The organism is Clavibacter davisi (assembly GCF_052751415.1).
The window spans coordinates 814,112-835,926 of the sequence record NZ_CP199882.1; the positions used below are offsets into that span (position 1 = coordinate 814,112).

General features: G+C 71.2%; 19 protein-coding genes. 13 read left to right on the forward strand and 6 right to left on the reverse strand.

Annotated elements, in window-relative coordinates; translation table 11 throughout:
• Nucleotides 1-26: 26 nt before the first annotated feature.
• The 10 genes from ACU4ZT_RS04035 (at nt 27) to ACU4ZT_RS04080 (ending at nt 11,870) form a co-directional block, all read left to right on the forward strand.
• Entirely contained in the window at nt 27-1,541 is a 1,515-nt protein-coding gene (locus tag ACU4ZT_RS04035; protein ID WP_414748294.1) for an aldehyde dehydrogenase (NADP(+)), read from the forward strand.
• Between the two features lie 182 nt (nt 1,542-1,723).
• The gene (locus ACU4ZT_RS04040; protein WP_445338022.1) at nt 1,724-3,904 is read left to right on the forward strand and encodes an acyl-CoA dehydrogenase family protein; all 2,181 of its coding nucleotides are present in this window, start codon (nt 1,724-1,726) and stop codon (nt 3,902-3,904) included.
• Nucleotides 3,905-4,118: 214 nt separating this feature from the next.
• On the forward strand, nt 4,119-4,511 hold the full coding sequence (locus ACU4ZT_RS04045) for a DUF6507 family protein (RefSeq protein ID WP_063070239.1): 393 nt from the start codon (nt 4,119-4,121) through the stop codon (nt 4,509-4,511).
• Nucleotides 4,508-6,661, forward strand: coding sequence for a hypothetical protein (locus ACU4ZT_RS04050; protein WP_445338024.1), 2,154 nt, complete (start codon nt 4,508-4,510; stop codon nt 6,659-6,661). The genes ACU4ZT_RS04045 and ACU4ZT_RS04050 overlap by 4 nt, the downstream gene beginning before the upstream one ends.
• Nucleotides 6,662-6,667: 6 nt before the next feature.
• Nucleotides 6,668-7,183 (forward strand): hypothetical protein, encoded by a 516-nt coding sequence (locus tag ACU4ZT_RS04055; protein ID WP_194665832.1) that lies wholly within the window; start codon nt 6,668-6,670, stop codon nt 7,181-7,183.
• Between the two features lie 97 nt (nt 7,184-7,280).
• Nucleotides 7,281-8,624, forward strand: a complete 1,344-nt coding sequence (locus ACU4ZT_RS04060; RefSeq protein WP_445338027.1) for a hypothetical protein — start codon at nt 7,281-7,283, stop codon at nt 8,622-8,624.
• 59 nt (nt 8,625-8,683) lie between these two features.
• A complete protein-coding gene (locus ACU4ZT_RS04065) occupies nt 8,684-9,154 on the forward strand; it encodes a hypothetical protein (protein ID WP_445338028.1) in 471 nt (156 codons plus the stop codon).
• 214 nt (nt 9,155-9,368) lie between these two features.
• Nucleotides 9,369-11,021 carry a DNA/RNA non-specific endonuclease gene (locus tag ACU4ZT_RS04070; protein ID WP_445338030.1) on the forward strand — a complete coding sequence of 551 codons (1,653 nt, stop codon included), beginning with the start codon at nt 9,369-9,371 and terminating at the stop codon, nt 11,019-11,021.
• A 104-nt stretch (nt 11,022-11,125) separates the two neighbouring features.
• Nucleotides 11,126-11,527 (forward strand): hypothetical protein, encoded by a 402-nt coding sequence (locus ACU4ZT_RS04075; RefSeq protein ID WP_445338032.1) that lies wholly within the window; start codon nt 11,126-11,128, stop codon nt 11,525-11,527.
• 169 nt (nt 11,528-11,696) lie between these two features.
• Nucleotides 11,697-11,870: a hypothetical protein gene (locus tag ACU4ZT_RS04080; RefSeq protein ID WP_445338034.1), complete on the forward strand. Its 174-nt coding sequence runs from the start codon at nt 11,697-11,699 to the stop codon at nt 11,868-11,870.
• Between the two features lie 28 nt (nt 11,871-11,898).
• On the opposite strand, the gene ACU4ZT_RS04085 is transcribed toward ACU4ZT_RS04080, so the two are convergent.
• The 3 genes from ACU4ZT_RS04085 to ACU4ZT_RS04095 are packed head-to-tail and all read right to left on the reverse strand — an operon-like array spanning nt 11,899 to nt 13,325.
• A complete protein-coding gene (locus ACU4ZT_RS04085; protein ID WP_445338036.1) occupies nt 11,899-12,246 on the reverse strand; it encodes a type II toxin-antitoxin system PemK/MazF family toxin in 348 nt (115 codons plus the stop codon).
• Nucleotides 12,240-12,491: a ribbon-helix-helix domain-containing protein gene (locus tag ACU4ZT_RS04090; RefSeq protein WP_063070245.1), complete on the reverse strand. Its 252-nt coding sequence runs from the start codon at nt 12,489-12,491 to the stop codon at nt 12,240-12,242. The genes ACU4ZT_RS04085 and ACU4ZT_RS04090 overlap by 7 nt, the downstream gene beginning before the upstream one ends.
• Before the next feature lie 45 nt (nt 12,492-12,536).
• Entirely contained in the window at nt 12,537-13,325 is a 789-nt protein-coding gene (locus tag ACU4ZT_RS04095) for a GDSL-type esterase/lipase family protein (RefSeq protein WP_063070246.1), read from the reverse strand.
• Between the two features lie 114 nt (nt 13,326-13,439).
• Here ACU4ZT_RS04095 and pip point away from each other — a divergent pair, with 114 nt between their 5' ends.
• The gene (gene pip, locus ACU4ZT_RS04100) at nt 13,440-14,414 is read left to right on the forward strand and encodes a prolyl aminopeptidase (RefSeq protein WP_063070247.1); all 975 of its coding nucleotides are present in this window, start codon (nt 13,440-13,442) and stop codon (nt 14,412-14,414) included.
• 78 nt (nt 14,415-14,492) lie between these two features.
• On the opposite strand, the gene ACU4ZT_RS04105 is transcribed toward pip, so the two are convergent.
• The 3 genes from ACU4ZT_RS04105 to ACU4ZT_RS04115 all read right to left on the reverse strand — a co-directional run bounded on the left by ACU4ZT_RS04105 (nt 14,493) and on the right by ACU4ZT_RS04115 (nt 18,833).
• Nucleotides 14,493-15,599: an acyltransferase family protein gene (locus ACU4ZT_RS04105; RefSeq protein WP_414748291.1), complete on the reverse strand. Its 1,107-nt coding sequence runs from the start codon at nt 15,597-15,599 to the stop codon at nt 14,493-14,495.
• 10 nt (nt 15,600-15,609) lie between these two features.
• Nucleotides 15,610-16,092 carry an FAD synthase family protein gene (locus ACU4ZT_RS04110; protein WP_270979915.1) on the reverse strand — a complete coding sequence of 161 codons (483 nt, stop codon included), beginning with the start codon at nt 16,090-16,092 and terminating at the stop codon, nt 15,610-15,612.
• 227 nt (nt 16,093-16,319) lie between these two features.
• On the reverse strand, nt 16,320-18,833 hold the full coding sequence (locus ACU4ZT_RS04115) for a right-handed parallel beta-helix repeat-containing protein (protein ID WP_445338039.1): 2,514 nt from the start codon (nt 18,831-18,833) through the stop codon (nt 16,320-16,322).
• 744 nt (nt 18,834-19,577) lie between these two features.
• Here ACU4ZT_RS04115 and ACU4ZT_RS04120 point away from each other — a divergent pair.
• The gene (locus ACU4ZT_RS04120) at nt 19,578-21,065 is read left to right on the forward strand and encodes a hypothetical protein (RefSeq protein WP_445338041.1); all 1,488 of its coding nucleotides are present in this window, start codon (nt 19,578-19,580) and stop codon (nt 21,063-21,065) included.
• A complete protein-coding gene (locus tag ACU4ZT_RS04125) occupies nt 21,046-21,702 on the forward strand; it encodes a hypothetical protein (protein ID WP_445338043.1) in 657 nt (218 codons plus the stop codon). The genes ACU4ZT_RS04120 and ACU4ZT_RS04125 overlap by 20 nt, the downstream gene beginning before the upstream one ends.
• Nucleotides 21,703-21,815 lie beyond the last annotated feature (113 nt).

Sequence of the window (21,815 nt, forward strand, 5' to 3'; positions counted from 1 at the left end):
CGGCGCGCACGAACACGAGGAGAGACATGACCCCGCACGAGACCGACGCGACCACCGACCCCGCCGTCGCGGCGACCGTGGAGGCCGTCGCGGCGGCCGCCGCCGAGGCCGCCGCTCCGCTCGCCGCCCTCGCCCCGGCCGTCCGCGCCCGCGCGCTCGAGGCCGTCGCCGACGCGCTCGAGGCGATCCGGCCCGAGCTGCTGCCCGTCGCCGAGCGGGAGACCGCGCTCGCGCCCGGCCGCCTCGGCGGCGAGCTGACGCGCACGACCGTGCAGCTGCGGATCCTCGCGGCCGCGGTGCGCGACGGCCGCTACCTCGATGCGCGCATCGACCACGCGGATCCCGACGCCGCGCCCACCCCGCGCCCGGACCTCCGCCGCTACCTCGTGCCCGTCGGCCCCGTCCTCAACTTCGCGGCGTCGAACTTCCCGTTCGCGTTCTCCGTCGCGGGCGGCGACACGGCATCGGCCCTCGCGGTCGGCTGCCCGGTGGTCGTGAAGGCGCACCCGGGGCACCCCGAGCTGTCGCGCCGGGTCGCCGCGGCCGCGTCCGCCGCGCTCGTCGCCGCGGGGCTGCCCGAGGGCACGCTCCAGCTGGTGGAGGGCGAGGAGGCCGGGCTCGCCGTGCTCCGCGACCCGCGCATCCGCGCCGCCACCTTCACGGGCTCGCTCCGCGCCGGACGCTTCCTCGCCGACGTGGCCGCGGCCCGCCCCGACCCGATCCCGTTCTTCGGCGAGCTGGGCAGCGTCAACCCCGTCGTCATCACCGAGCGGGCCGCCGCCGAGCGCGGCGCGGACATCGCGCGCGCCCTCGTGGCGAGCGCCGCCGGATCCGCCGGGCAGCTGTGCACCGCGCCCGGCATCGTGCTGATCCCCGCCGGCCACGGACTCGACGCCGTGCTCGCCGAGGAGGCCGGCGCCGTCGCGCCGCACGGGATGCTCAACGCCAGGATCGCGGAGGGCTACGCGGGAGGCCGCGCCGCCGCGATCGCGGTCGACGGCGTGCGCCTCGTCGCCGAGGGCCGCGCGCCCGCGGGAGACGACGGATCCGTGACGCCCACCCTCGCGGCCGTCGCCCTCGCCGACTTCGAGGCCGCGGGCGACGCCCTCCGCCACGAGGTGTTCGGCCCGTTCGCGCTTCTCGTCGAGTACCCCGCGGGCACCGACCTCGCCGAGCTCGCCGCGCGCACCTTCACGGGCGAGCTGACCGCGAGCGTGCACCTCGGCGCCGACGAGTCCGAGGCGGGCGACGCGGCCGATGCGGCAGCCGACCTCATCCGCGTGCTCGCCGCCCGCGCCGGCCGCGTGCTCGTCGACGCCTGGCCCACGGGCGTCTCCGTCACCGACGCGCAGCAGCACGGCGGGCCCTGGCCCGCCACCACGCTCGACCGCGGCACGAGCGTCGGCACCGCCTCGCTCGACCGGCTGCTCCGCGGCGTCGCGTTCCAGGGCGTGCCCGACGCGCTCCTGCCCGAGCCGCTGCGCACCGCGAACCCGTGGGGCGTGCCGCAGCGGGTGAGCGCCCGCGGGCACCGCGCCTAGGGGCCGGGCAGCGCGCGCCGAGACCGCGCGGGCGCCCGCGGCTGAGGGTTCCCACAAGCCGCGGGCATCCCCGCGGGAGCGCGTTGGAGGCCCGGCACGTGTTTTTCGGCAGGTGGAGGATCCGAACGTAGCGTGGCCGATGCCGGCAGGGACGCCGGCCGAGACGACGGCACGGAGGATCCATGGTCGACACGGCGGCACGAAGCACCACCCGCGGCACGAGGGGGCGGGGTCCCGCTGCGGGCGCGCTCCGGGGGACCCCCGTCCCGGTCGCGGGCGACGTCGACGCCGAGGTCGCGCAGGACCTCGACCGCACCGACGGCCGCCAGGACGCCCCGGGCCGCGGGCCGCGCATCGACGTCGAGGCCCTCGGCCGCGTCCTCCTCGGGCGCTGGGCCGACGTCCGCCGCTCGTCCCGCGAGCTGACGAGCCGCCCCGAGCTGCACCGCGTCGAGGGCCTCGACATGCACCAGCACCGGGCGCGCGTGAGCGAGCAGCTGAAGATCCTCGTCGAGCACGGCGGCGTGCACCGCGCCTACCCCGTGTCCGTCGGCGGGCTCGAGGACCACGGCGGCAACATCGCGGGCTTCGAGGAGCTCGTGGCCGCGGATCCGTCGCTCCAGATCAAGGCCGGCGTGCAGTGGGGCCTCTTCGGCTCCGCGGTGATGCACCTCGGCACCGAGCGCCACCACCGCGACCTCCTGCCGGGGATCATGACGCTCGAGACGCCCGGCGCGTTCGCGATGACGGAGACCGGGCACGGCTCCGACGTCGCGAGCATCGGCACCACCGCGACGTACGACCCCGAGACCGGCGAGTTCGACCTGCACACCCCGTTCCGCGCGGCGTGGAAGGACTACCTCGGCAACGCGGCGGTCGACGGCCGCGCCGCCACGGTGTTCGCGCAGCTCGTGACCCAGGGCGTGAACCACGGCGTGCACTGCTTCTTCGTGCCGCTCCGCGACGAGACCGGTGCGTTCCTCCCCGGCGTCGGCGGCGAGGACGACGGCCTCAAGGGCGGCCTCAACGGCATCGACAACGGCCGGCTCCACTTCGACCACGTGCGCGTGCCGCGCGCGAACCTCCTCAACCGCTACGGGGACGTGGCCGAGGACGGCACGTACACGTCCGAGATCACGAGCCCCGGCCGCCGCTTCTTCACGATGCTCGGCACGCTCGTGCAGGGCCGCGTCTCGCTCGACGGCGCCGCCACGAGCGCCGCGAAGATCGCGCTGCAGATCGCGGTCACGTACGGCAACGAGCGCCGCCAGTTCGTCGCGGGCGGCACCGACGAGGAGGTGCTGCTCGACTACCAGCGGCACCAGCGCCGGCTGATCCCGCGCATCGCGACCACCTACGCGGCCTCGTTCGCGCACGAGAAGCTGCTCGCGCAGTTCGACTCGGTGTTCTCCGGGAAGACCGACACCGACCAGGACCGGCAGGACCTCGAGACCCTCGCCGCCGCGCTCAAGCCGCTCAGCACCTGGCACGCGCTCGACACCATCCAGGAGGCGCGCGAGGCGTGCGGCGGCCAGGGCTTCCTCGCGGAGAACCGGCTCGTCGGGCTCCGCGCCGACCTCGACGTCTACGCGACCTTCGAGGGCGACAACACCGTGCTCCTCCAGCTCGTCGCCAAGCGCCTGCTCACCGACGTCAACCGCCGGTTCGCGAAGGCCGACTTCGGGGTGCTCGCGCGCTACGCCGTGGAGCAGGCCACCGACCGCACGCTCCGCTCGACGGGCCTCCGCCGGATCGGGCAGGCGCTCGCGGACCGCGGATCCACCGCCCGCTCGGTCGGCCAGCTCCGCGAGCCGGAGACGCAGCGCGCGCTCCTGACCGGCCGCGTGGAGACGATGGTCGCCGAGATCGCGACGGCGCTGCGGGCCACCCGCACGATGCCGCCCGCCGAGGCCGCCGCGCTGTTCAACCGGCACCAGGACGCGCTCATCGAGGCGGCCCGCGCGCACGCGCAGCTGCTGCAGTGGGAGGCGTTCACCGAGGCGCTCGACCCCGCGTCGGAGACCGGCCGCGCCATGGACGACGGCACGCGCCGGATCCTCACCTGGACCCGCGACCTGTTCGGCCTCCGCCTCATCGAGGACGACCTGGCCTGGTACCTGATCCACGGCCGCATCAGCTCGCCGCGCGCCCGCGCCGTGACGGCCTACATCGACCGGCTCGTCGCGCGCCTGCGCCCGCACGCGCAGGACCTCGTGGACGCGTTCGGCTACACGCAGGCGCACGTGCGCGCCCCCGTGGCGTCGGGCGAGGAGAGGGACCGCCAGGACGAGGCGCGCGCGTACCGCGACGCCCGGATCGCGGACGGCTCGGCGCCGCGCATGGAGAAGACCGCGAAGAAGTAGCAGCAGCTGAGGCGCCGCCGCGCATACACCACGCGGCGGCGTCTCCCGCACCGTTTGACAGCGCCTGCGGGACGCCCGGAGACTGATCTCGTCCGAGCAGCGCCCCCGAGCGGGGGTGCTCGGCATGCCATGGGGAACCGGGTGCGCGAGCGCCGGAGCGGGAGCCCCGAGCGCGATCGCGCGGCGGCCGACGGACGACCGGGAGGAGACGTCCGTGGCGGAGGGCTACCGCATCGATCCGCAGGGCGTCCAGGACGTCCTGACCGCGGTGCAGCAGGCATCGCAGGATCTGTCGGCGGCGATCAGCGGCATCGGCGGTGCTCAGACCGACGTGGAGACCGGGGCGTCGTCCACCTGCTCGGCGGTGCCCGCGGCGCTGTCGGCGTTCCTCGACGCGCAGACCGCGTCGGTCACGGACGTCACGAACCGCATCACCGCATGCATCTTCGGCGCCGCCACAGCGACCACGGACTACGTGGAGGCCGACGACACGATGGCGTCCGACGTGACGCAGGCGCAGACGGCCGCGGTCGACGCGGCCGTGGGTGGCGAGGGGCGCGCGGCGGGCGACTTCAGCTGGTTCACCTCCCGAGCCGGGGGCCGGTGATGGCCGCGGTCGCGGGCGGCGGCACACGCCGCGCGGACGGACTCATCGATCCCGACGGCATCCCCGGCGTCGACATGGCGCCGGAGCTCATCCGCAGCGCCGCCTGGACGCTCGCGTCCGCGTCGGCGGGCGTCTCGCAGCACGGCGCCACGGCCGTGACCAAGTGGCAGACGATGTCGACGGTCTACGAGGCGCCGGAGTCGGAGGCGCTGCTGGCCGTGATGGGGCCGGTCGGCCAGGAGACCACGGCTCTCGCGGACGGGTTCACGAAGGTGGGGAAGGCTCTCACGGACTTCGCCGACACCGTGGCGCCCATCGTCGCGAAGCTGGTCGAGCTGAAGGCCGAGGCGGTCGCCTTCGTCGCGCAGGCGGAGCAGGGGTACGACATGCCGGCGATCGGGCCGCAGCCCACGACGCAGCTCACCGACTACGGCTCGGTGCAATCCTCGCCCGGCGGCATGTACTCGGCACCGGCGCATCACGTGGAATGGACGGAGTACGCGCCCTACAGTCAGCGCAACGACAAGCTGATCATGGCGGTCGCGACGCTCGCGACGGCGTTGGACGAGGCGCAGGCCGACTGCGTGAACAAGATCGCGGCGGCGCATCCGCCGGCGAATTCGTGCCCCCAGACCGTGCACGGCACGGACTTCACGACCGCCGCGAAGGAGGGCAAGCCGCTGCCGTTCGGGCAGACGGCGGCGGGGCGGCCCAACTGCGTGACGTCGTTCGGCGGCGGCGTGGGCGATGCGGCGAAGGGGATGGTCGAGGGGCTGGGGAGCCTCGTGTCGTACAACCCGGAGACGAGGCAGTGGGGCGACTGGGATCACGCGGGCAAGGCGGCCCTGGGCGTGGTGGAGGGGCTCGGTTCCCTGATCGCGCCGACGCCGTTGTTCCAGGTGCTCGCGGATGATTCCAGTGGTGTGACGCCGGGGTGGATGCGGGACTTCTCGAAGTCGACGTTGGACAAGCAGCAGCAGATGGTGGACGGGTTCGTCGGCAGCAAGGAGCAGTGGGAGACGGATCCGGCGCGGGCGGCGGGGTCGTTGTTCGTGAACGTGGGGTCGTTGTTCATCCCCGGGGCCGGTGAGGTCGCGGCGGGGGCGAAGGTGGTGTCGGTCGGGGCGCGGGTCGCGTCGGTCGGTGGTCGTGTGGCGGAGGCGGCGGATGCGGCGTCGATCGCGGGGCGTGTGGTGGGTGCTGGTGCGCGGGCGAGCGTGGTGGCGGGGTCGGGGCTGGTGCGGGTCGGGGATCTGATGACGCAGGTGGCGGCTCGGGCGGATGCGCTGGGTCACGCGGCGACGGCCCCGGTGATGAATGCGCTGCGGGATGCGGTGGATCGGGTGCCGCACGTGGAAGTGGCGGTGCGTCACGTGGTGACTCCGGACGGGTACCGGATCCCGACGTTGCATGTGGAGGTCGGGGACAGCGCGCGTACCCGCGCGATGTCCAACGCGGCGGACGCAGGCGACGCAGCTTCCCATCGTGCGGAGCCGGGAACCGTTCAGGACGGCCACGGAGGCGTCGGCCATGCCGACCACGATCCGGGGGCTGTGCACGAGAGCAGCCATCCGGGAGCGGACCCGACCCACGAGCCGAGTGCCCACGATGCCGGTGGCGCGCATGGTCACGAGCATCACGAAGGGTCGAGTGCCCACGCTGGTAATGTCGACGACGTTCCGCAGTGGCTCAACAAGCTGCTGGACAGGCCCGACATCTCGTGGAAGACCCGAAGGCTCTTCGAGGGCATTCGCTTCAACTACGAGCGTCATCGATTCTTTCCGCACAACGAAGTGCGGCTCGCGGATGGTTCTCGCGTCGACTCGTATATCCCTGACGTGGAGATCGTCTCACGTAAATACACGCAACTCTCAGACATTTTGGACAGAACCGCAAAAGACTACATAGACGAGTTGCGTATCAAGTACGCGCCAGGAAAACAGATCGCTCACGTCTCGGATCGTCACGGCCCCCCGAGGATATTCGCTGATGCTAATAAAATTCTCGGAGGTGACGAGTTGCAGGGTGCCAGTGTTCTTGAGATTCCACCTCAGGTCAAGCCCATTCCTGAAGACGTTCTTAAATACGCGACTGAGCATGACGTAGTCATCAGAGACGCTACTGGTCATATTTACAACCCGCTGGAGTGAATAATTTTGAAGTACGTATATGGCACGAGGTGGAGTGGGCGAAAGAAAGGTCCACTTGAGTCTATTGCCGAATCGGAGGCTCGCCGGAGATTCGAGGGTTTAGTCGCCGAACCAGATCATTGGTTCACTGTCGGTGTCAAGCGCGACGGAGCGAGTGAGTTGGCTGCACCCGAGTTCATCCTCGAGGTCTTGCCTCATGCTGAGTACGTGAAAGTCATATTCGTGGATCAGCACCATACGCAGCGATTCGCATACGGGTTTAGGAATCTGAGTGGGCGCATGTTTATGACAAATGTCAAAGAGAATCGCTACCCTGACGCAGAGCGCTTCCATCCGCTTAATGAATCCGTGTGGTCGGAGTCAATCGTCATTGAGCCGACGGGATACGTCAAAGAGGTCGCTTACGATCTGGTCGAGAAAGAGCGCCACCTGTCGGAGTATCGGGGTGTTGATGTAAGTCCGAACTGGGAGGACGTCCCCGAGTTCGGAGACTGGGAGCGTTTCGGTAAGTTCGACAGGTGAATGTGTTGCACGTAGGCGCGGGTACCGCGTGGACAGGGTGAATACCTCAACCGCGTAGATGCGGTGTCTTGTGTGGTAGTAGCTTCGCGTCCTAATTATGAGCCCGGGCGTCTCCGGTCCGGCATTACATCTGTCGTACGCGGCGCTGAGCGTGGTGGAGGGGTTGGGTGCGTTGATCGCGCCGACGCCGTTGTTCCAGGTGCTCGCGGATGATTCCAGTGGTGTGACGCCGGGGTGGATGCGGGACTTCTCGAAGTCGACGTTGGAGAAGCAGCAGCAGATGGTGGACGGGTTCGTCGGCAGCAAGGAGCAGTGGGAGACGGATCCGGCGCGGGCGGCGGGGTCGTTGTTCGTGAATGTGGGGTCGTTGTTCATCCCGGGGGCCGGTGAGGTCGCGGCGGGGGCGAAGGTGGTGTCGGTCGGGGCGCGGGTCGCGTCGGTCGGTGGTCGTGTGGCGGAGGCGGCGGATGCGGCGTCGATCGCGGGGCGTGTGGTGGGTGCTGGTGCGCGGGCGAGCGTGGTGGCGGGGTCGGGGCTGGTGCGGGTCGGGGATCTGATGACGCAGGTGGCGGCGCGGGCGGATGCGCTGGGTCACGCGGCGACGGCCCCGGTGATGAATGCGCTGCGGGATGCGGTGGCTCGTGTGCCGCACGTGGAAGTGGCGGTGCGTCACGTGGTGACTCCGGACGGGTACCGGATCCCGACGTTGCATGTGGAGGTCGGGGACAGCGCGCGTGCACGCGCGATGTCCAACGCGGCGGACGCAGGCGACGCAGCTTCCCATCGTGTGGAGCCGGGAACCGTCCAGGACGGCCACGGAGGCGTCGGCCATGCCGACCACGATCCGGGGGCCGTGCACGAGAGCAGCCATCCGGGAGCGGACCCGACCCACGAGCCGAGTGCCCACGATGCCGGTGACGCGCATGGTCACGAGCATCACGAAGGGTCGAGTGCCCACGCTGGTAATGTCGACGACGTTCCGCAGTGGCTCAACAAGCTGCTGGACAGGCCCGATATCTCGTGGAAGACCCGAAGGCTCTTTGAGGGCATTCGCTTCAACTACGAGCGTCATCGATTCTTTCCGCACAACGAAGTGCGGCTCGCGGACGGGTCCCGGGTGGACTCGTATATACCTAACCACGAAATTGTCTCACGTAAATTTACGCAATTCAGTGAGATTCTGGCGAAAACGGGTAAAGATTACGTTGACGAGTTCATATTGAAGTACTCCCCTGGCACAGTCATCGCTGAAGTACCCAAGCGATACGGAGCACCTACGATGTTCAGTGACGCGAACCGCATTCTAGGTGGCCGCACCCTGCAGGGTGAAATGATTCTAGAGGTGCCGCCGCAGCTGAATAAGATACCCCAGGAGGTGCTTGATTACGCCCGGGATAATGATGTCATTATTCGGGACAGCGCCGGTCGCATATATAACTGAGGGAGACGATCGATTTGCTTTACATCTACGGTACGCGGTGGAGCGGGAACAAGCGCGGCATGCTCAAGTCGTTGACGGAAGATGAGGCGCGCCAGCGATTCGATGGGCTGGTGGAGCAGCCACATCATTGGTTCTCCGTCGCCGCCATGCGAGATGGTGCCGGTCCGCATGCTGCGCCTGAGTTCGTTTTGGAGGTGCTACCGCACGCAGAGTTCATTGGTGTCCAGTTCCTAGACCAGCACCATTCGAAGCGTTTCTCTTACGGGTTCAGAAAGAGCGACTCCCGGATGTTCATGGAGAGTGTCGTTGAGCATCGCTACGCCGACGATACGAGCTTCCACCGCATGAATGAATCACGGCTCGTCGAGGAGATGGTCATACGTCCTGACGGGTATGTTAAGCAGTTTGTCAACGATTATACAACTAACGAGACGCATATCTCCGAATATCGCGGCGTCGATGTGTCCGGAAATTGGGAGAAGGTGCCCGTTTTTGGTGATTGGGAGGGATTCGGTCGTTTCGAGCGTTAGACGGTAGAAATAGGCACGATACGGTTATCTTGTCGAATGTTGCAAATAGCTTGTTGATTTATGGCAATGCGATTGCCGGGGTGAGTCCAGGTGAATTCCTTCATGTGAACAAACTGAACTGCATTTCGGATGCAACAGCCCGAGCCTGAGGTGCCACAGCGGGCGTGCAAGCAATTATCCCCGGATTTACGGACGTGAGGGGCTGGGGAGCCTCGTGTCGTACAACCCGGAGACGGGGCAGTGGGGCGACTGGGATCACGCGGGCAAGGCGGCGTTGGGCGTGGTGGAGGGGCTCGGTTCCCTGATCGCGCCGACGCCGTTGTTCCAGGTGCTCGCGGATGATTCCAGTGGTGTGACGCCGGGGTGGATGCGGGACTTCTCGAAGTCGACGTTGGAGAAGCAGCAGCAGATGGTGGACGGGTTCGTCGGCAGCAAGGAGCAGTGGCAGACGGATCCGGCGCGGGCGGCGGGGTCGTTGTTCGTGAACGTGGGGTCGTTGTTCATCCCCGGGGCCGGTGAGGTCGCGGCGGGGGCGAAGGTGGTGTCGGTCGGGGCGCGGGTCGCGTCGGTCGGTGGTCGTGTGGCGGAGGCGGCGGATGCGGCGTCGATCGCGGGGCGTGTGGTGGGTGCCGGTGCGCGGGCGAGCGTGGTGGCGGGGTCGGGGCTGGTGCGGGTCGGGGATCTGATGACGCAGGTGGCGGCGCGGGCCGATGCGCTGGGTCACGCGGCGACGGCTCCGGTGATGAATGCGCTGCGGGATGCGGTGGATCGGGTGCCGTCGGTCGTGGTGCGTCACATGGTGACGCCGGACGGGTTCCGGATCCCGACGTTGCATGTGGAATTCGGGGACGGCGCGCGTACCCGCACGATGTCGAATTCGGCGGACGTGGCCGAGCGGGGTGCTCTGGAGCGTGGTGCGGCGGGTGCGCATGTGGGTGGTGAGTCCGCTTCGGCGGGCGCGTCTGCGGTCGGGCGTGGTGCGGTGGTCGACGCGGTGCGCGGGGTCGAGCATCATGCGACCGACGCGGGTGGGCGTCATGCGGCGTCGACGGATGTGGTGGAGCGTCCTGGCGGGGTGCATGGTGGGGAGGATGCTCGCGGAGGTGCGGCACACGAGGGCGCGCAGGGCGAGCACGATGCCGGTCACGGTGACCACGGTGACCACGGTGACCACGGAGGCGCGTCGCCTGCGCACGATGGCGGGCGCGCGGCTGGTGGAGGCGAGCATGCTTCCGACGAGGTCATGCATCCTGACGGGCATGAGCCTGGCCATGACGGTGTCCCTGAGGATGCGCAGCCGAAGTCTGAGTACTCGATCCCGGACGTGGACCAGCCCGGCGCGCCGCGGGGCCCGGAGGCCGATGATTACTGGCGGCCGCTCAGTCACGAGGAGATCCAGGATCTTCCCGTGGTTAGGGACGGGAGCCACCTCAATGCGGATGGCTCCCTGCGGCCGAACATCTGGTATCAGACGGGCGAGCACGACTACCTGTATCGCACCAACGAGCACGGCCACATCGACCGGGTGATCGCGGAGAACCTGCAACTCAAGACGCACATCGGCCGACTACGATACGTGCGACGCACGATCGGCAAGCTCTTCGGCGACCACGCGGGACACCTGATCGCGGACTGGTTCGGCGGGTCACCCCAGCTCGATAATCTCGTCTCCCAATTCGGGGATATAAACAGGCGCGGTTATGCGAACATCGAACGGCAATGGGCGAGAGCGCTGAAATCTACTCCTCCCGGCCACGTCGGCGTCGACATACGAATCGATACCAACGCCCTCACGGGCCGACCAAATAGTTTCCATGTTGATTCTGTGGTCAACGGGAAGTCTGTATTCGCGGAATTCTATCAATAGGGGCGAGAGTGTCAAGCATTGAGCGAGAAGCCATACAGGGTCTCATCAACAGTTGGATACCACTTGGTGTCGAGTACGCAGACGGGGCCGAAGGGGTGAGCGCGATGTACATCTACGCGGCATCGGAACCCGGGCAGCGATATGCGAATATTTTCTTCGAGCAGGACGGCCGAGTTGTCTACCCGGATGACCTGTCTGGTGTCGATGTCAGTTCTTCACGAGTGCTCCGCATGCAGCATCACATGGTCGCAGACCTGCGAGAAGTGGAAAAGCGGCTTGCGCTGCAAGGCGCAGGGCATCCGACGGAGTACCGCATCATCTATGAGCCGGGTCCGGGAAGATTGGATGTTCAGCTCTCTCGCGAGATCAAGTACACGGATCATCCAGTGAAGACGTTGCAGAACGGTCCGGAGGACTGGCTGGATGGTCGACTGGAAAAAGTATTCGGCAAGCTGCTGCCTCCTGAAGAGGAATGGCCAAAGTACCGACGAAAGCGAAAGATCTAGCCAGGATTTGAGGAGTGGGAGTACGGCAATGTGGACATGTCTGACAACTGGGAGCCCGTTCCCGAATTCGGGCAATTGGCGGCTCTCGGCAAGTACAGGGGATGGCACCTGACGAGAGGAAGTCTTGGTGCAGGGTAACGAGTCTATTTCTCGGTGACGGCACGCATGGTTGGCAGTCGAGACCATCCTCTACAAGCTGGACGGCTCGATGACGCGCCGGCTGAAATCGAAGTCCCGCCCCGACGTCCAGCAGTGGGAGCACCACGACGTCGACCTCTCCGGCAACTGGGATCCTGTCCCGGAGTTCGAGCAGTGGGATGCGATCGCCCGGCACCGGGGGTAGTCACGACAGCCGCGCCGCGGGCCGGACGTCACACCGCGAGGAGCAGCCGCACCGCGGCCGACACCTCCGCCATCAGGTAGCCCGGGAGATGGCCCACGGGGTAGGGGTCGATGAACTCACGACCGACCGGCCCGAGCTGGGGGATCACCGCCACGGAGTCCTTGCCCAGCCCCGACGCCGCCGCCGGGATGAACACGTTCCCGGGGAAGACCTGGAGGCGCACCTGCGAGGTGAACGGGATGAGCACGATCGTGGCGTTGGCGCTCTCGGTGAGCCAGTCGTCCTGGATGACGAGGGACGGTCGGATCTTCGCGGGCTCCGACCCGCGCGGAGCGCCGAAGTCGACCCACACGACGTCGCCTCGCGAGATCACCACTCCGAGCCGGTCCGCGCGATGCGCTCCGACTCGCGCAGGAAGTCCTCGCCCGCGGTGGGTTGCCCGACCTCGGCGATGGCCGCGTCCGCGAGGCGGGTCAGCTCGGCCTTGCCCGCCCCCTCCAGCTCGTCGGCGAGCTTCTGGCCCGCGACCCGGTAGAACTCGGAGCGGGTCATGCCGTGGCGCTTGGCGAGGCGATCGAATCTCTCGAAGTCGGCGTCCGGGACGGAAATGGCGGTCTTCATGGCGGCGAGTATAACCGGTCATACCGCTTGCGGGTTTGGAGCGCGTCAGTCGCGCGGTGACCGCGGATCCCCCAGGAACGGCATCGTCGCGTCCGCCCAGTGCGCGTGCATCACGCGGTACGAGAAGCGGTCGCGCACGTGCATGCGCGTGCCGGAGATGTCGGGGTACGGCGCGAAGACGATCCCGCGGGCGGGGTCGTCGAGCAGGCTCGTGGCCCGGTTCAGCCGGGTCACCTGGGCGAGCAGGAGCTTCCGTCCGAGCATCGGGATCGGCTGGAAGCGGTCCATGGGCGGGATGCCCGAGAGCACGATCCGGCACCGGTCGCCCGCCTGCGCGCGGATGCTCCGGACGATGGCCGTGAGCCGGTCGGTCCACTCGGCGGCCGAGGTCGCGACGAGCACGTCGGGGATGCCGAGCGCCACGACGGCGAGATCGAGGCCGCCGGTCCGGGTGGCGACCGCCGCGGCGGCCTTGCGCGCCGTCATGTCGTACGACGCGACCGTCTCCCACTCCACGCCGCGACCCGTGCGGGCCGCCCGCCTGCCGGCCACCTGGGCGGGCATCGCCATGCCCGCGAGGAGCACGCCGTACCCGGCCACGCCGATGTCGCCCACGAAGAGCACGCGCTCCGGATCCGGCCCGGCGATGGCGGAGGCGTCGTCGTGCGGGGGGAAGATCGCCGCCTCCATGTCGCGCATGTACAGCGCCAGGTGCAGGCGGAGCGTGGGACGCGCGACGGCCAGGGCGGCGAACGAGGCCAGCGGCAGCAGCGGCCGCAGCGTCGCCCGCGGTGTGGTCCGCGTCGACGGGCGCCTCTCGGGCAGGGCGGGCAAGGGGTCCTCGTCTCTCGGCGGGGAGGGTGGTGTCTTGGGAAGGGTACGCGGCGTCCGGCGCCCGCGTCCCTCGCCGCCCCGGATCGGGGGCGCGCCGCCGCCTAGGCTCGTCGCATGCAGACCCTCTTCCCCGAGATCGACCCGTACGACACCGGCATGCTCGACGTGGGCGACGGGCAGCTCCTCCACTGGGAGACCTCGGGGAACCCGTACGGGATCCCCGTCGTGTTCCTGCACGGCGGCCCCGGCGGCGGCACCAGCCCGACGCATCGGCGCCTGTTCGACCCGGCGCGCTACCGCATCGTCCTCGTCGACCAGCGCGGCTGCGGCCGGAGCACGCCGCACGTCTCCGACCCGTCGGCCGACCTGTCCGTCAACACGACCTGGCACCTCGTCGCCGACCTCGAGCGGCTGCGGGAGCACCTGGGGGTCGAGCGCTGGCTCGTCTTCGGCGGATCCTGGGGCTCGACCCTCGCGCTCGCCTACGCCGAGACGCACCCCGAGCGCGTGACCGGGCTGATCCTCCGCGGCATCTTCACGCTGCGCGCCAGCGAGCTCGACTGGTTCTACGAGGGCCCGGCGGGCATGGTCTACCCGGACGGCTGGGAGGCGTTCACGGCGCCCGTGCCCGGGGTGGAGCGCGGCGGCATCATCGCGGCGTACGCGCGGCTGCTCGCGGATCCGGATCCCGCGGTGCACGGGCCGGCCGCGGTCGCGTGGAGCACGTGGGAGGCGTCGGGCATCACGCTGCTCCCGAAGCCCGAGGTGGTGGCGCGCTTCGCCGAGCCGACGTACGCGCTCGCGTTCGCCCGCATCGAGAACCACTACTTCATGCACGGCGGGTGGATGGAGGACGGCCAGCTGATCCGCGACGCGCACCTCCTGCGCGGCATCCCCACCGAGATCGTGCAGGGCCGCTACGACATGTGCACGCCGCCCGCGACCGCGTGGGACCTGCACCGGGCGCTGCCGGAGGCGCGCTTCACGATGGTGCCGGATGCGGGGCACGCGTTCGACGAGCCGGGGATCCTCGCGGCGCTCCTCGAGGCGACCGAGCGCGCGGCGGACCGGCTGGGGGCGGCGGGCTGACCCGCGGCGGGCCCCCGGCCACGGGCTCTGCGGCCACGGCGGCGGGCTGATCAGCGGCCGATCGACCGGCGGCGCCGATCAGCGCCGCGCAGCCCCCGCGTCGACCCGCGCGCCCTCTCTGGCGGCCAGCCGCGCCTTGAACCGCGCATCCAGCGGCGCGCTCACGAAGCGGTGGCTGAGGACGGACGCGAGCACGGTCGCCGGGATGGCGATCCACGCGACGGAGGCGGGCGTGCCCCCGGTGATCGCCGTCAGGTACTGCAGCAGCGGGTAGTGCCACAGGTACAGCTCGTAGCTGATGGCGCCGACCGCCACGAGGGGCGACCAGGAGAGAGCGCGGGTGACGCGCCCGCCGCCCTCGACCAGCGCGGCGAGCAGGAGGACGGATCCGAGCGCCGCCAGGGCGAGGCCGGGGCCGGCCTTGGGGGTCACGCCGCCGACCACGACGGCGGCGGCGAGCGCGGCGATGCCGGCCGGCGCGACCAGCGCGTGCCGGGCGGCGGCCGCCCACGACGACCGGGTCAGCGCCAGCACGCAGCCGATCGCGAGGCCGCCCGCGCTCACCAGCGGGTTGACGCTGGAGATCCCGGTCCCGGGCAGGCTGCCGACGACGATCGACGCCAGGGCGAGCGCCGTGAGCACGCCCACCGCGATCCGCGGCGACCGCCGGGCGCCCGCGAACGCGAGCAGGAACACGACGGGCCACACGAGGTAGAACTGCTCCTCGAGCGCGAGCGTCCACGTGTGGGCCCAGCCCTGCACGCCGCTCCCGGTGACGGTCGCGTAGAGGTTCATCAGGTAGAGCGCCGACAGGCCGGACGCCTTCGCGTAGCCCACGACGCCGGATACGGCGATGCCGAGGGGCGCGAGCACGAGCAGCGCGGTGAGCAGCGGCGGGTACAGCCGCAGCGCCCGGCGCAGCGAGAAGCGCACGAGGTCGATGCGCCCGGTGCGGGCGTGCTCGCGCAGGAGGAGGGACGTGATGAGGAACCCGGACAGCACGAAGAAGACGTGCACGCCGATCCAGCCGCCGGTCTCCACCGGGGGCGTGACGTGGTGGACGATCACCAGCGCGACCGCGATGCCGCGCAGGCCGTCGAGCTGCGGCATGTAGGCCATCGACGGCGATGCCGCGGGCGCGGCGCCGGGCACTGCGCCGGCCGTCGGGGGAGTCGTGCGCGTCATCGGCCCGGGGTCACGGCGTGGCGAGCGCGGGCGCGGCGGCCGGCACGGCGAGCGGTGCCGCCGCGGGGGCGCCCATGCCGCTGAGGATGTCGAGCGCGCGCCGGAGCCGGGTGCTGGAGGTGTGCATCGTGTACGGGAAGTACACGACCTCCACGCCCACGGCGGCGAACTCCGCCTCGAGGCGCTCGCCCTTCGCGGTGCCGCGCCAGTCGTCGCCCTTGAAGAAGACGTCGAAGCCGACCTCGCGCCAGGTGTCGAGCTTGTCGGGCAGCGTCTCCGCGCGGGCCTGGTCGACGTAGCTGATGTGGCTCACGATCTCGAGGCGCTCGGCGAGCGGCACCACGGGCGTGATGCCCTTGGTGAGCTCGAGCATCTCGTCGGAGACGACGCCCGCGATGAGGAGGTCGCACTGGCTCTTCGCGTGCTTGAGGATGTTGAGGTGGCCGACGTGGAACAGGTCGAATGCTCCAGCGGCGTAGCCGATTCGGGTCATGGCTCGTCGTTCTTCCGGGTGGACCGCGACCGGGCGCGGGTACGCGCGGATGCGGGATCGGGTGCAGCCCGGAGCGGGTACGCCGGGCGGAGGCCGACCCGCTCGCGCGACGCGGGTACGTCGGCCGCCCTGGGTGGGGGCGGCGTGGAGCGGGTGGATCTGACCCCGAGCATAGGTCGCGGGCTCCCGCCGGGGGAAGCGGGAGCCCGCGAACGGGGGGGGGCGGCCTAGAAGATGCCGACCCGCTTGACGCCCGTCGCCTGCCCGAGGAGCGAGGCGATCGCCGACGGGAGCGCGACCGCGAGGGACGCCGCCTGGCCGAGGTACGCGGACATGCCCGACACCGTGGTGGCGCCGGTCGTCTGCGTGTTCCGCCAGCCGCTGCCCTTCGCGGCCGCGAGCGCGGCGGGCGTCTCGTAGCGCACGAGGGTCCTGTTGTCGCCCTGGCCCCACGCGACCATGGCCGGGTCGGTCGTCGCCACGCGCTTCGCGAACAGGTTGCCCGTGATCGTCAGGTTCCACCGGTCCACGGCGATGCCCGTCTTCTTGTCGAGGGCGTAGATGAGGAAGCTGCCGCCCGTCGCGAAGACGTTGTTGCTGATCTGGATGTTGCGCGTCAGCCACGGCACGGTGGGGTCGATCGCGGGACGGCGCGGATCCTGCCCCTCGAAGGACGCGACCGACTGGCGCCGCTCGTCCTGGAGCAGCGTCATGCCGAACTTCGAGTTGCCGCCGAGCGTGTTGTTGAAGATCCTCACGTTGCCGGTGTCGAAGACGTTGATGCCCGTCTGGCCGCCCGTGGTGCTGTTGCCGGCGATGACCGCGGTGTCGGAGAGCTCGAGCTGGATGCCCGTGTACTCGTTGTCGTTCGACGTGTTGCCCGTGACGGTGATGTCGTAGCAGGACTCGTCGAACCAGATCCCACTGCCGTTGTTGCGGCTGGTGTCGCTGTCGCGGACGGTGACGTCGCGCGAGCGGCCGATCTTGATGCCGCCGGAGACGGGCGCCGCCTTGAAGCGCTCGGAGTTGTTGCCCGTGATGACGCTGTCCTCGACGACCATCCCGTAGGCGTACGCGGCGCTGATGCCGAGCATGCCGCTGCGCTGCACCGTGACGCGGGAGAGCAGGGCGCCGTCGTTGCCGATGGTGATGCCGGTCATGGCGTTGTCCTGCACGACCAGGTCGCGGACGGTCGCGCGCACGTTGTCGAAGCGGATCGTGCCGCGGTCCTCGTAGGCGGTCGCGTAGCGGCGCACGCCGAAGCCCCGGAGCGTCGTGCCGGCCGACTGGACCTGCAGCGCCTGCCGGAGGTCGCTCGCGCGCACCTCCTTGCCGGTCGGGTCCGTGCCGATGCGGAGGGTCTTCGCCGCGGTGTCGACGTGGAAGGTGCCGGGCACGACCTGGGACGCGGACGCCACCTGGCGCAGCTGCGTGCCGCCCACGAACACCTGGTCGAGGCGGGCCGCGAGCGGCGCCTCCGGCCGGACGAAGCGCGGGTTGTCGCGGATGCCGGCGATGGTCGTCGGGTGCTTCGGCGTGTAGCCCGACACGACCCAGGAGCTGCCGCTCTTCGCGAAGCCGGAGAACGTGCGGGATCCGTCGAGCCAGACGGCCTCGCGCGGGTACGCCTGGATGGTGAGCTGCTTCGCGTAGGGCACCACGACGGCCTCGTGGTAGGTGCCGCCGCGGAGCACGATCGTCTGGCCCGAGCGTGCCTTCCCGACCGCCGCGACGATCGTCCGGAGCGGTGCGCCCTGCGTGCCCGCGGCCCCGTCGTCCCCGGAGCCGCTGCTCACGAAGAGCGCACCGGACGGCACCGGGTAGGCGGCGGAGCCGACGGCGGCCGAGCCGCGCGCGCCGGTCGCGGGGACGGCGACGGGCGTCGACGGCGTGGGCGTCGGGGCGGGAGACGGCGCGGCCGATGCGGTGGGCGTCGGGGTCGGGCTCGGCGCGGGCGTCGCCGTGGATCCGGCGGGGACGCGCGAGAGGTCGTCGAACGCGACCGTCGTGGTGCGGCTGTTGCTGCCGGATGCGTAGGACCACACGCCCGTGGCGCCGGCCTTCGCGATGCGGGCGCTCGAGGCGTCGGTCGCGGTCGCCTGCCAGTCGGGCTCGTCCGTGCCGGCGACCCACGCCTTCGCCGCGAGGGCGACGGGCGCGGTGCCGGTGGCGCGCACGCGCACGTTCACGTCCGTCCCGGCCTCCGCGGTGCCGGCCGCGACGACGCTGCCGAGCGCGGTGGACGCCCCGCTCGACGCCGTGCGGGAGAGGCTCACGCGGAGGGCGCCGGACCGGCCGAGCTCCACCTTGCCGCGGTAGGAGCTGCCGTCGGCCTGGCGGCGGATCTCGACCGCCTGGTACAGGCCGAGCGGCGTCGTGCCGACGAGGGCGACGGTCGCTCCGGCGGTGCCGTCGAGCATCGCGGTGCCGGCGGACCAGGCGCCCGCGGACGTGCCCGCCGGGATCCCGGCGATGCGGGCGCGGCCGCCGTCGACGGAGAAGGCGGCGCCGGCCGGGCCGTACGACGTGTACGCGCCGCCCGTCTCGGCGGTGCCCCAGCCGCCCGTGCTCTGGCGGCTGAAGGAGTCGCTCGTCGCGGCGGCGACGGCCGGTGCGGTCTCGGACGCGACGACGGCGCCGAGCGCGACCGCGACGACGGTGGCGGCGGCGGCGATGCCGCGCAGCCGGCGACGCGGCGCGCGGTCCCGCGGGGCGCGGGGGAGGGGGGTGGAGGCGGTCATGACGTTCTTCCTCTGCTTCGGAAAGCGGGGACCCGCCGGCGAGCCGGCAGGCGTGGGGGATGAGCGGGCGCGGCCGACCGGATGGTCGGGGCCCGTGGTGGCCCGAGACGGGCGATCGCCCGCGCAGGCGTCCCGGGCCCTCCCGGGTGCGCGGCGCGGAGCGGATCGGTCATCCGCGTCCGGCGGGTGGCGACGCGATGTGCAGGACACTACGTCCGCGTCGGGGCGCGATCGGGGTCGCCCGGTGCCGATCAGTACCGGGCGCGCGCATCACCAGTAGGGCGGTGGCGCCAGCAGCCCGAGGAGGCCGCGCGGTGCGGGGGCGGGCAGGGGGACGGGGGACTCGGCCAGGGGGATCAAGAGGTCCTCGGGTGTCATCGCGACCGACCCCGTCCGCGCGGGAGCGCGGAGGATCAGACGGCAGGCGGGCAACGGGCGCCCGGTCGGGGGACCGGTCGCCGCTCGCACCGGACGACGGGAGGACCGCGACGGATCCGCGTGCCGCGGGCCGCTCGCCGGCCCTTCGGGACCCGCGCCTGGTGATGACCCGACTCTATACGGATCGGCGCTACCACAGAAGGCTCTCCGGCATCTCATCTTGTGCACACCCAGTGCGGGGGGTGCCTGACCCCAGAGCGGGGGACGGCGGATCCGGCTCCCGTCCCGCGTCGCTCCCGCATGGTGGACACGGCCGTCCGCCGACCTATCCTGTGAGCTGGACCAGCGCCCAGAAGGACGGTACCCGTGGTCTCCTCTCCCCGCCGGTCGACCCCGGCACGACGTCGTCGACCCGCGCCCCGCGGCCCGGCCGAGGCCGCCGTCGGCGCGCCCGGCACCGCCCTCGCGCCGGATGCGCCGCATCCGGCGTCCACCGCTGCGGCGTCGGCTGCCGCGTCGGCTGCCGCGCCGTCCACCGCGCCGTCCACCGCCTCGGCCGCCGCGGCGCATCCGCTGCTCCGCGCGCTCGCCGCGGTCACGATCGTCGCCCTGGCGCTCCGGATCCCCCTCCAGCAGGGCCTCGAGGTCGGCCACGTGCTCGCCGTCGTGCTGGCGCCGCTCTGGATCCCGCGCCTCGCCCGGTACCGCGGCGCCGTGGTCGTCGCCGGCGCGATCGTGCTCGCCGTCGGCGCGGGCCTCTGGCTCACCGAGGCGTCCCGCGGCGACCACGTGGTCTCCCGCACCGAGACCACGTACGTGACCGTCATGGTGCTGGGCCTGCTGGCCGGGATCGGCGTGCTGCTCTGGGCGCGGACGCTCATGCGGGACGCGACCGTCGCGGTGTGGTTCGGCGTCGGCATGCTCGCCGGGGTGAACCCCTCCTCCACCCTCTTCTCCAGCAACCCCTGGAAGTTCGGCCTGACGGTGCCCGTGACCGTCCTCGTCCTCGCCCTGGCCTGGCGGTGGGGCAGCCGACGCGCCGCCGCGGTGGCGCTCGTCGTGCTCGTCGTGCTCGCGGGCCTCAACGACGCGCGGTCCGAGCTGGCGATCCTGCTCCTCGTGCTGCTCGTCGTGCTGTGGGAGATGCGGCCGTCGACGCCCGGCCGCCGGGGGAGCGTCGCGCTGACGCTGCTCGGCCTGGGCGGGCTCGCGCTCGTCGTCTCCCAGGTGGGGCAGGCCCTGATCCTCGAGGGCTACCTCGGCGAGGCCACCCGGCAGCGGACCGAGGCGCAGCTCGACGAGTCGGGGTCCGTGATCACGGGCGGGCGCCCCGAGGTCGGCGCGTTCGTCGCGCTCCTGCGCGCGCACCCGTGGGGCTTCGGCTCCGGCACGTTCCCGACCTCCACGGAGCTCGGCATCGCCAAGACGGGCATGGCCGCGCTCGGCTACGACCCGGACAACGGCTACGTCGAGGACTACCTCTTCGGCGAGGGGTTCGAGCTGCACTCCCTCGTGGGCGACCTCTGGACGCGCTTCGGCCTGATCGGGATCGCGCTCTCGGTCGTCATCCTCGTCGTCGTCCTCACGGGCGCGGCCCGGTCGGTGGCGCACCGGGCGGGCGCGGCGGTGCTCGTGTACGTCGCCGTGAAGACCCTCTGGAACCTGCCGTTCAGCCCGCTGTACAGCAGCATCCCGCTCCTCGTGCTCGCCGTCGGGCTGTGCCTGATCCCGCGCGCGGCCGACCCCGCGACCGCCCGCGGCGAGCCGTCCGGGGCGGACCCCGCCCGCACCCGCACCCGCACCCGCCCCCGCACCCGACCAGCACGGAGCCCGCATGGACCGCTCGACGCCTGACGACACCGCGACCACCGACGCCGCGACCGCCGCGACCGCCGCGACCGCCGCGACCGGACGCCGCCGGCGCCTCGTGATCCTCGTGGTCGCGACCGTCGTGGTCGCGGTCCTCGTGGTCGCCGCCGTCCTCGCCTCCCGCGGCGGGGCCGACGGCGGCACGGGGCCGGGCGGCGCCGACCCCGACGCGCCCGCTCCCGTCACGTCGCAGGATCCGGCCGACGGCCAGTCGCCGCCCGCCGAGGCGCCCGCGGTGGGCCTCGACGCGACCGCCCAGCCCGTGCCCGGCGTCGACGTGTCCATCGACGAGCTGCGGGCCGTCGAGGGCGTCGCCGACGGCGCGGGCGAGATCGCCGGCCCCGCCCTGTCCTTCGTCGTCACCGTCGCGAACGGCACCGGCGCGCCCGTCTCCCTCGCCGCCGCGGTGATCACCGTCGCCTCCGGCGCGGACCTCCTCCCGGCCGACCCGCTCCGCACCGGCAGCACGCCGCTGCCCGCCGAGGTCCCGGCCGGCGGGACCGCCACGGCGACCTACGTGTTCACCGTCCCGGTCGAGCGCCGCGACGACGTGCGCATCGCCTACGACCACCGCGCGGGCACCCCCGCCGTGGTCTTCTCCGGACAGGCGCCGCGGCCCTGATCCGCCGCCGGTCCCCGTCCCCGCGGGGCCGGCGCAGGCCACCCCCGCACTGGGGGATCCGGCCGGATCGACCGCGAAAGTAGGATCCGGTCAGCGCACCGGCAACCCGAAAG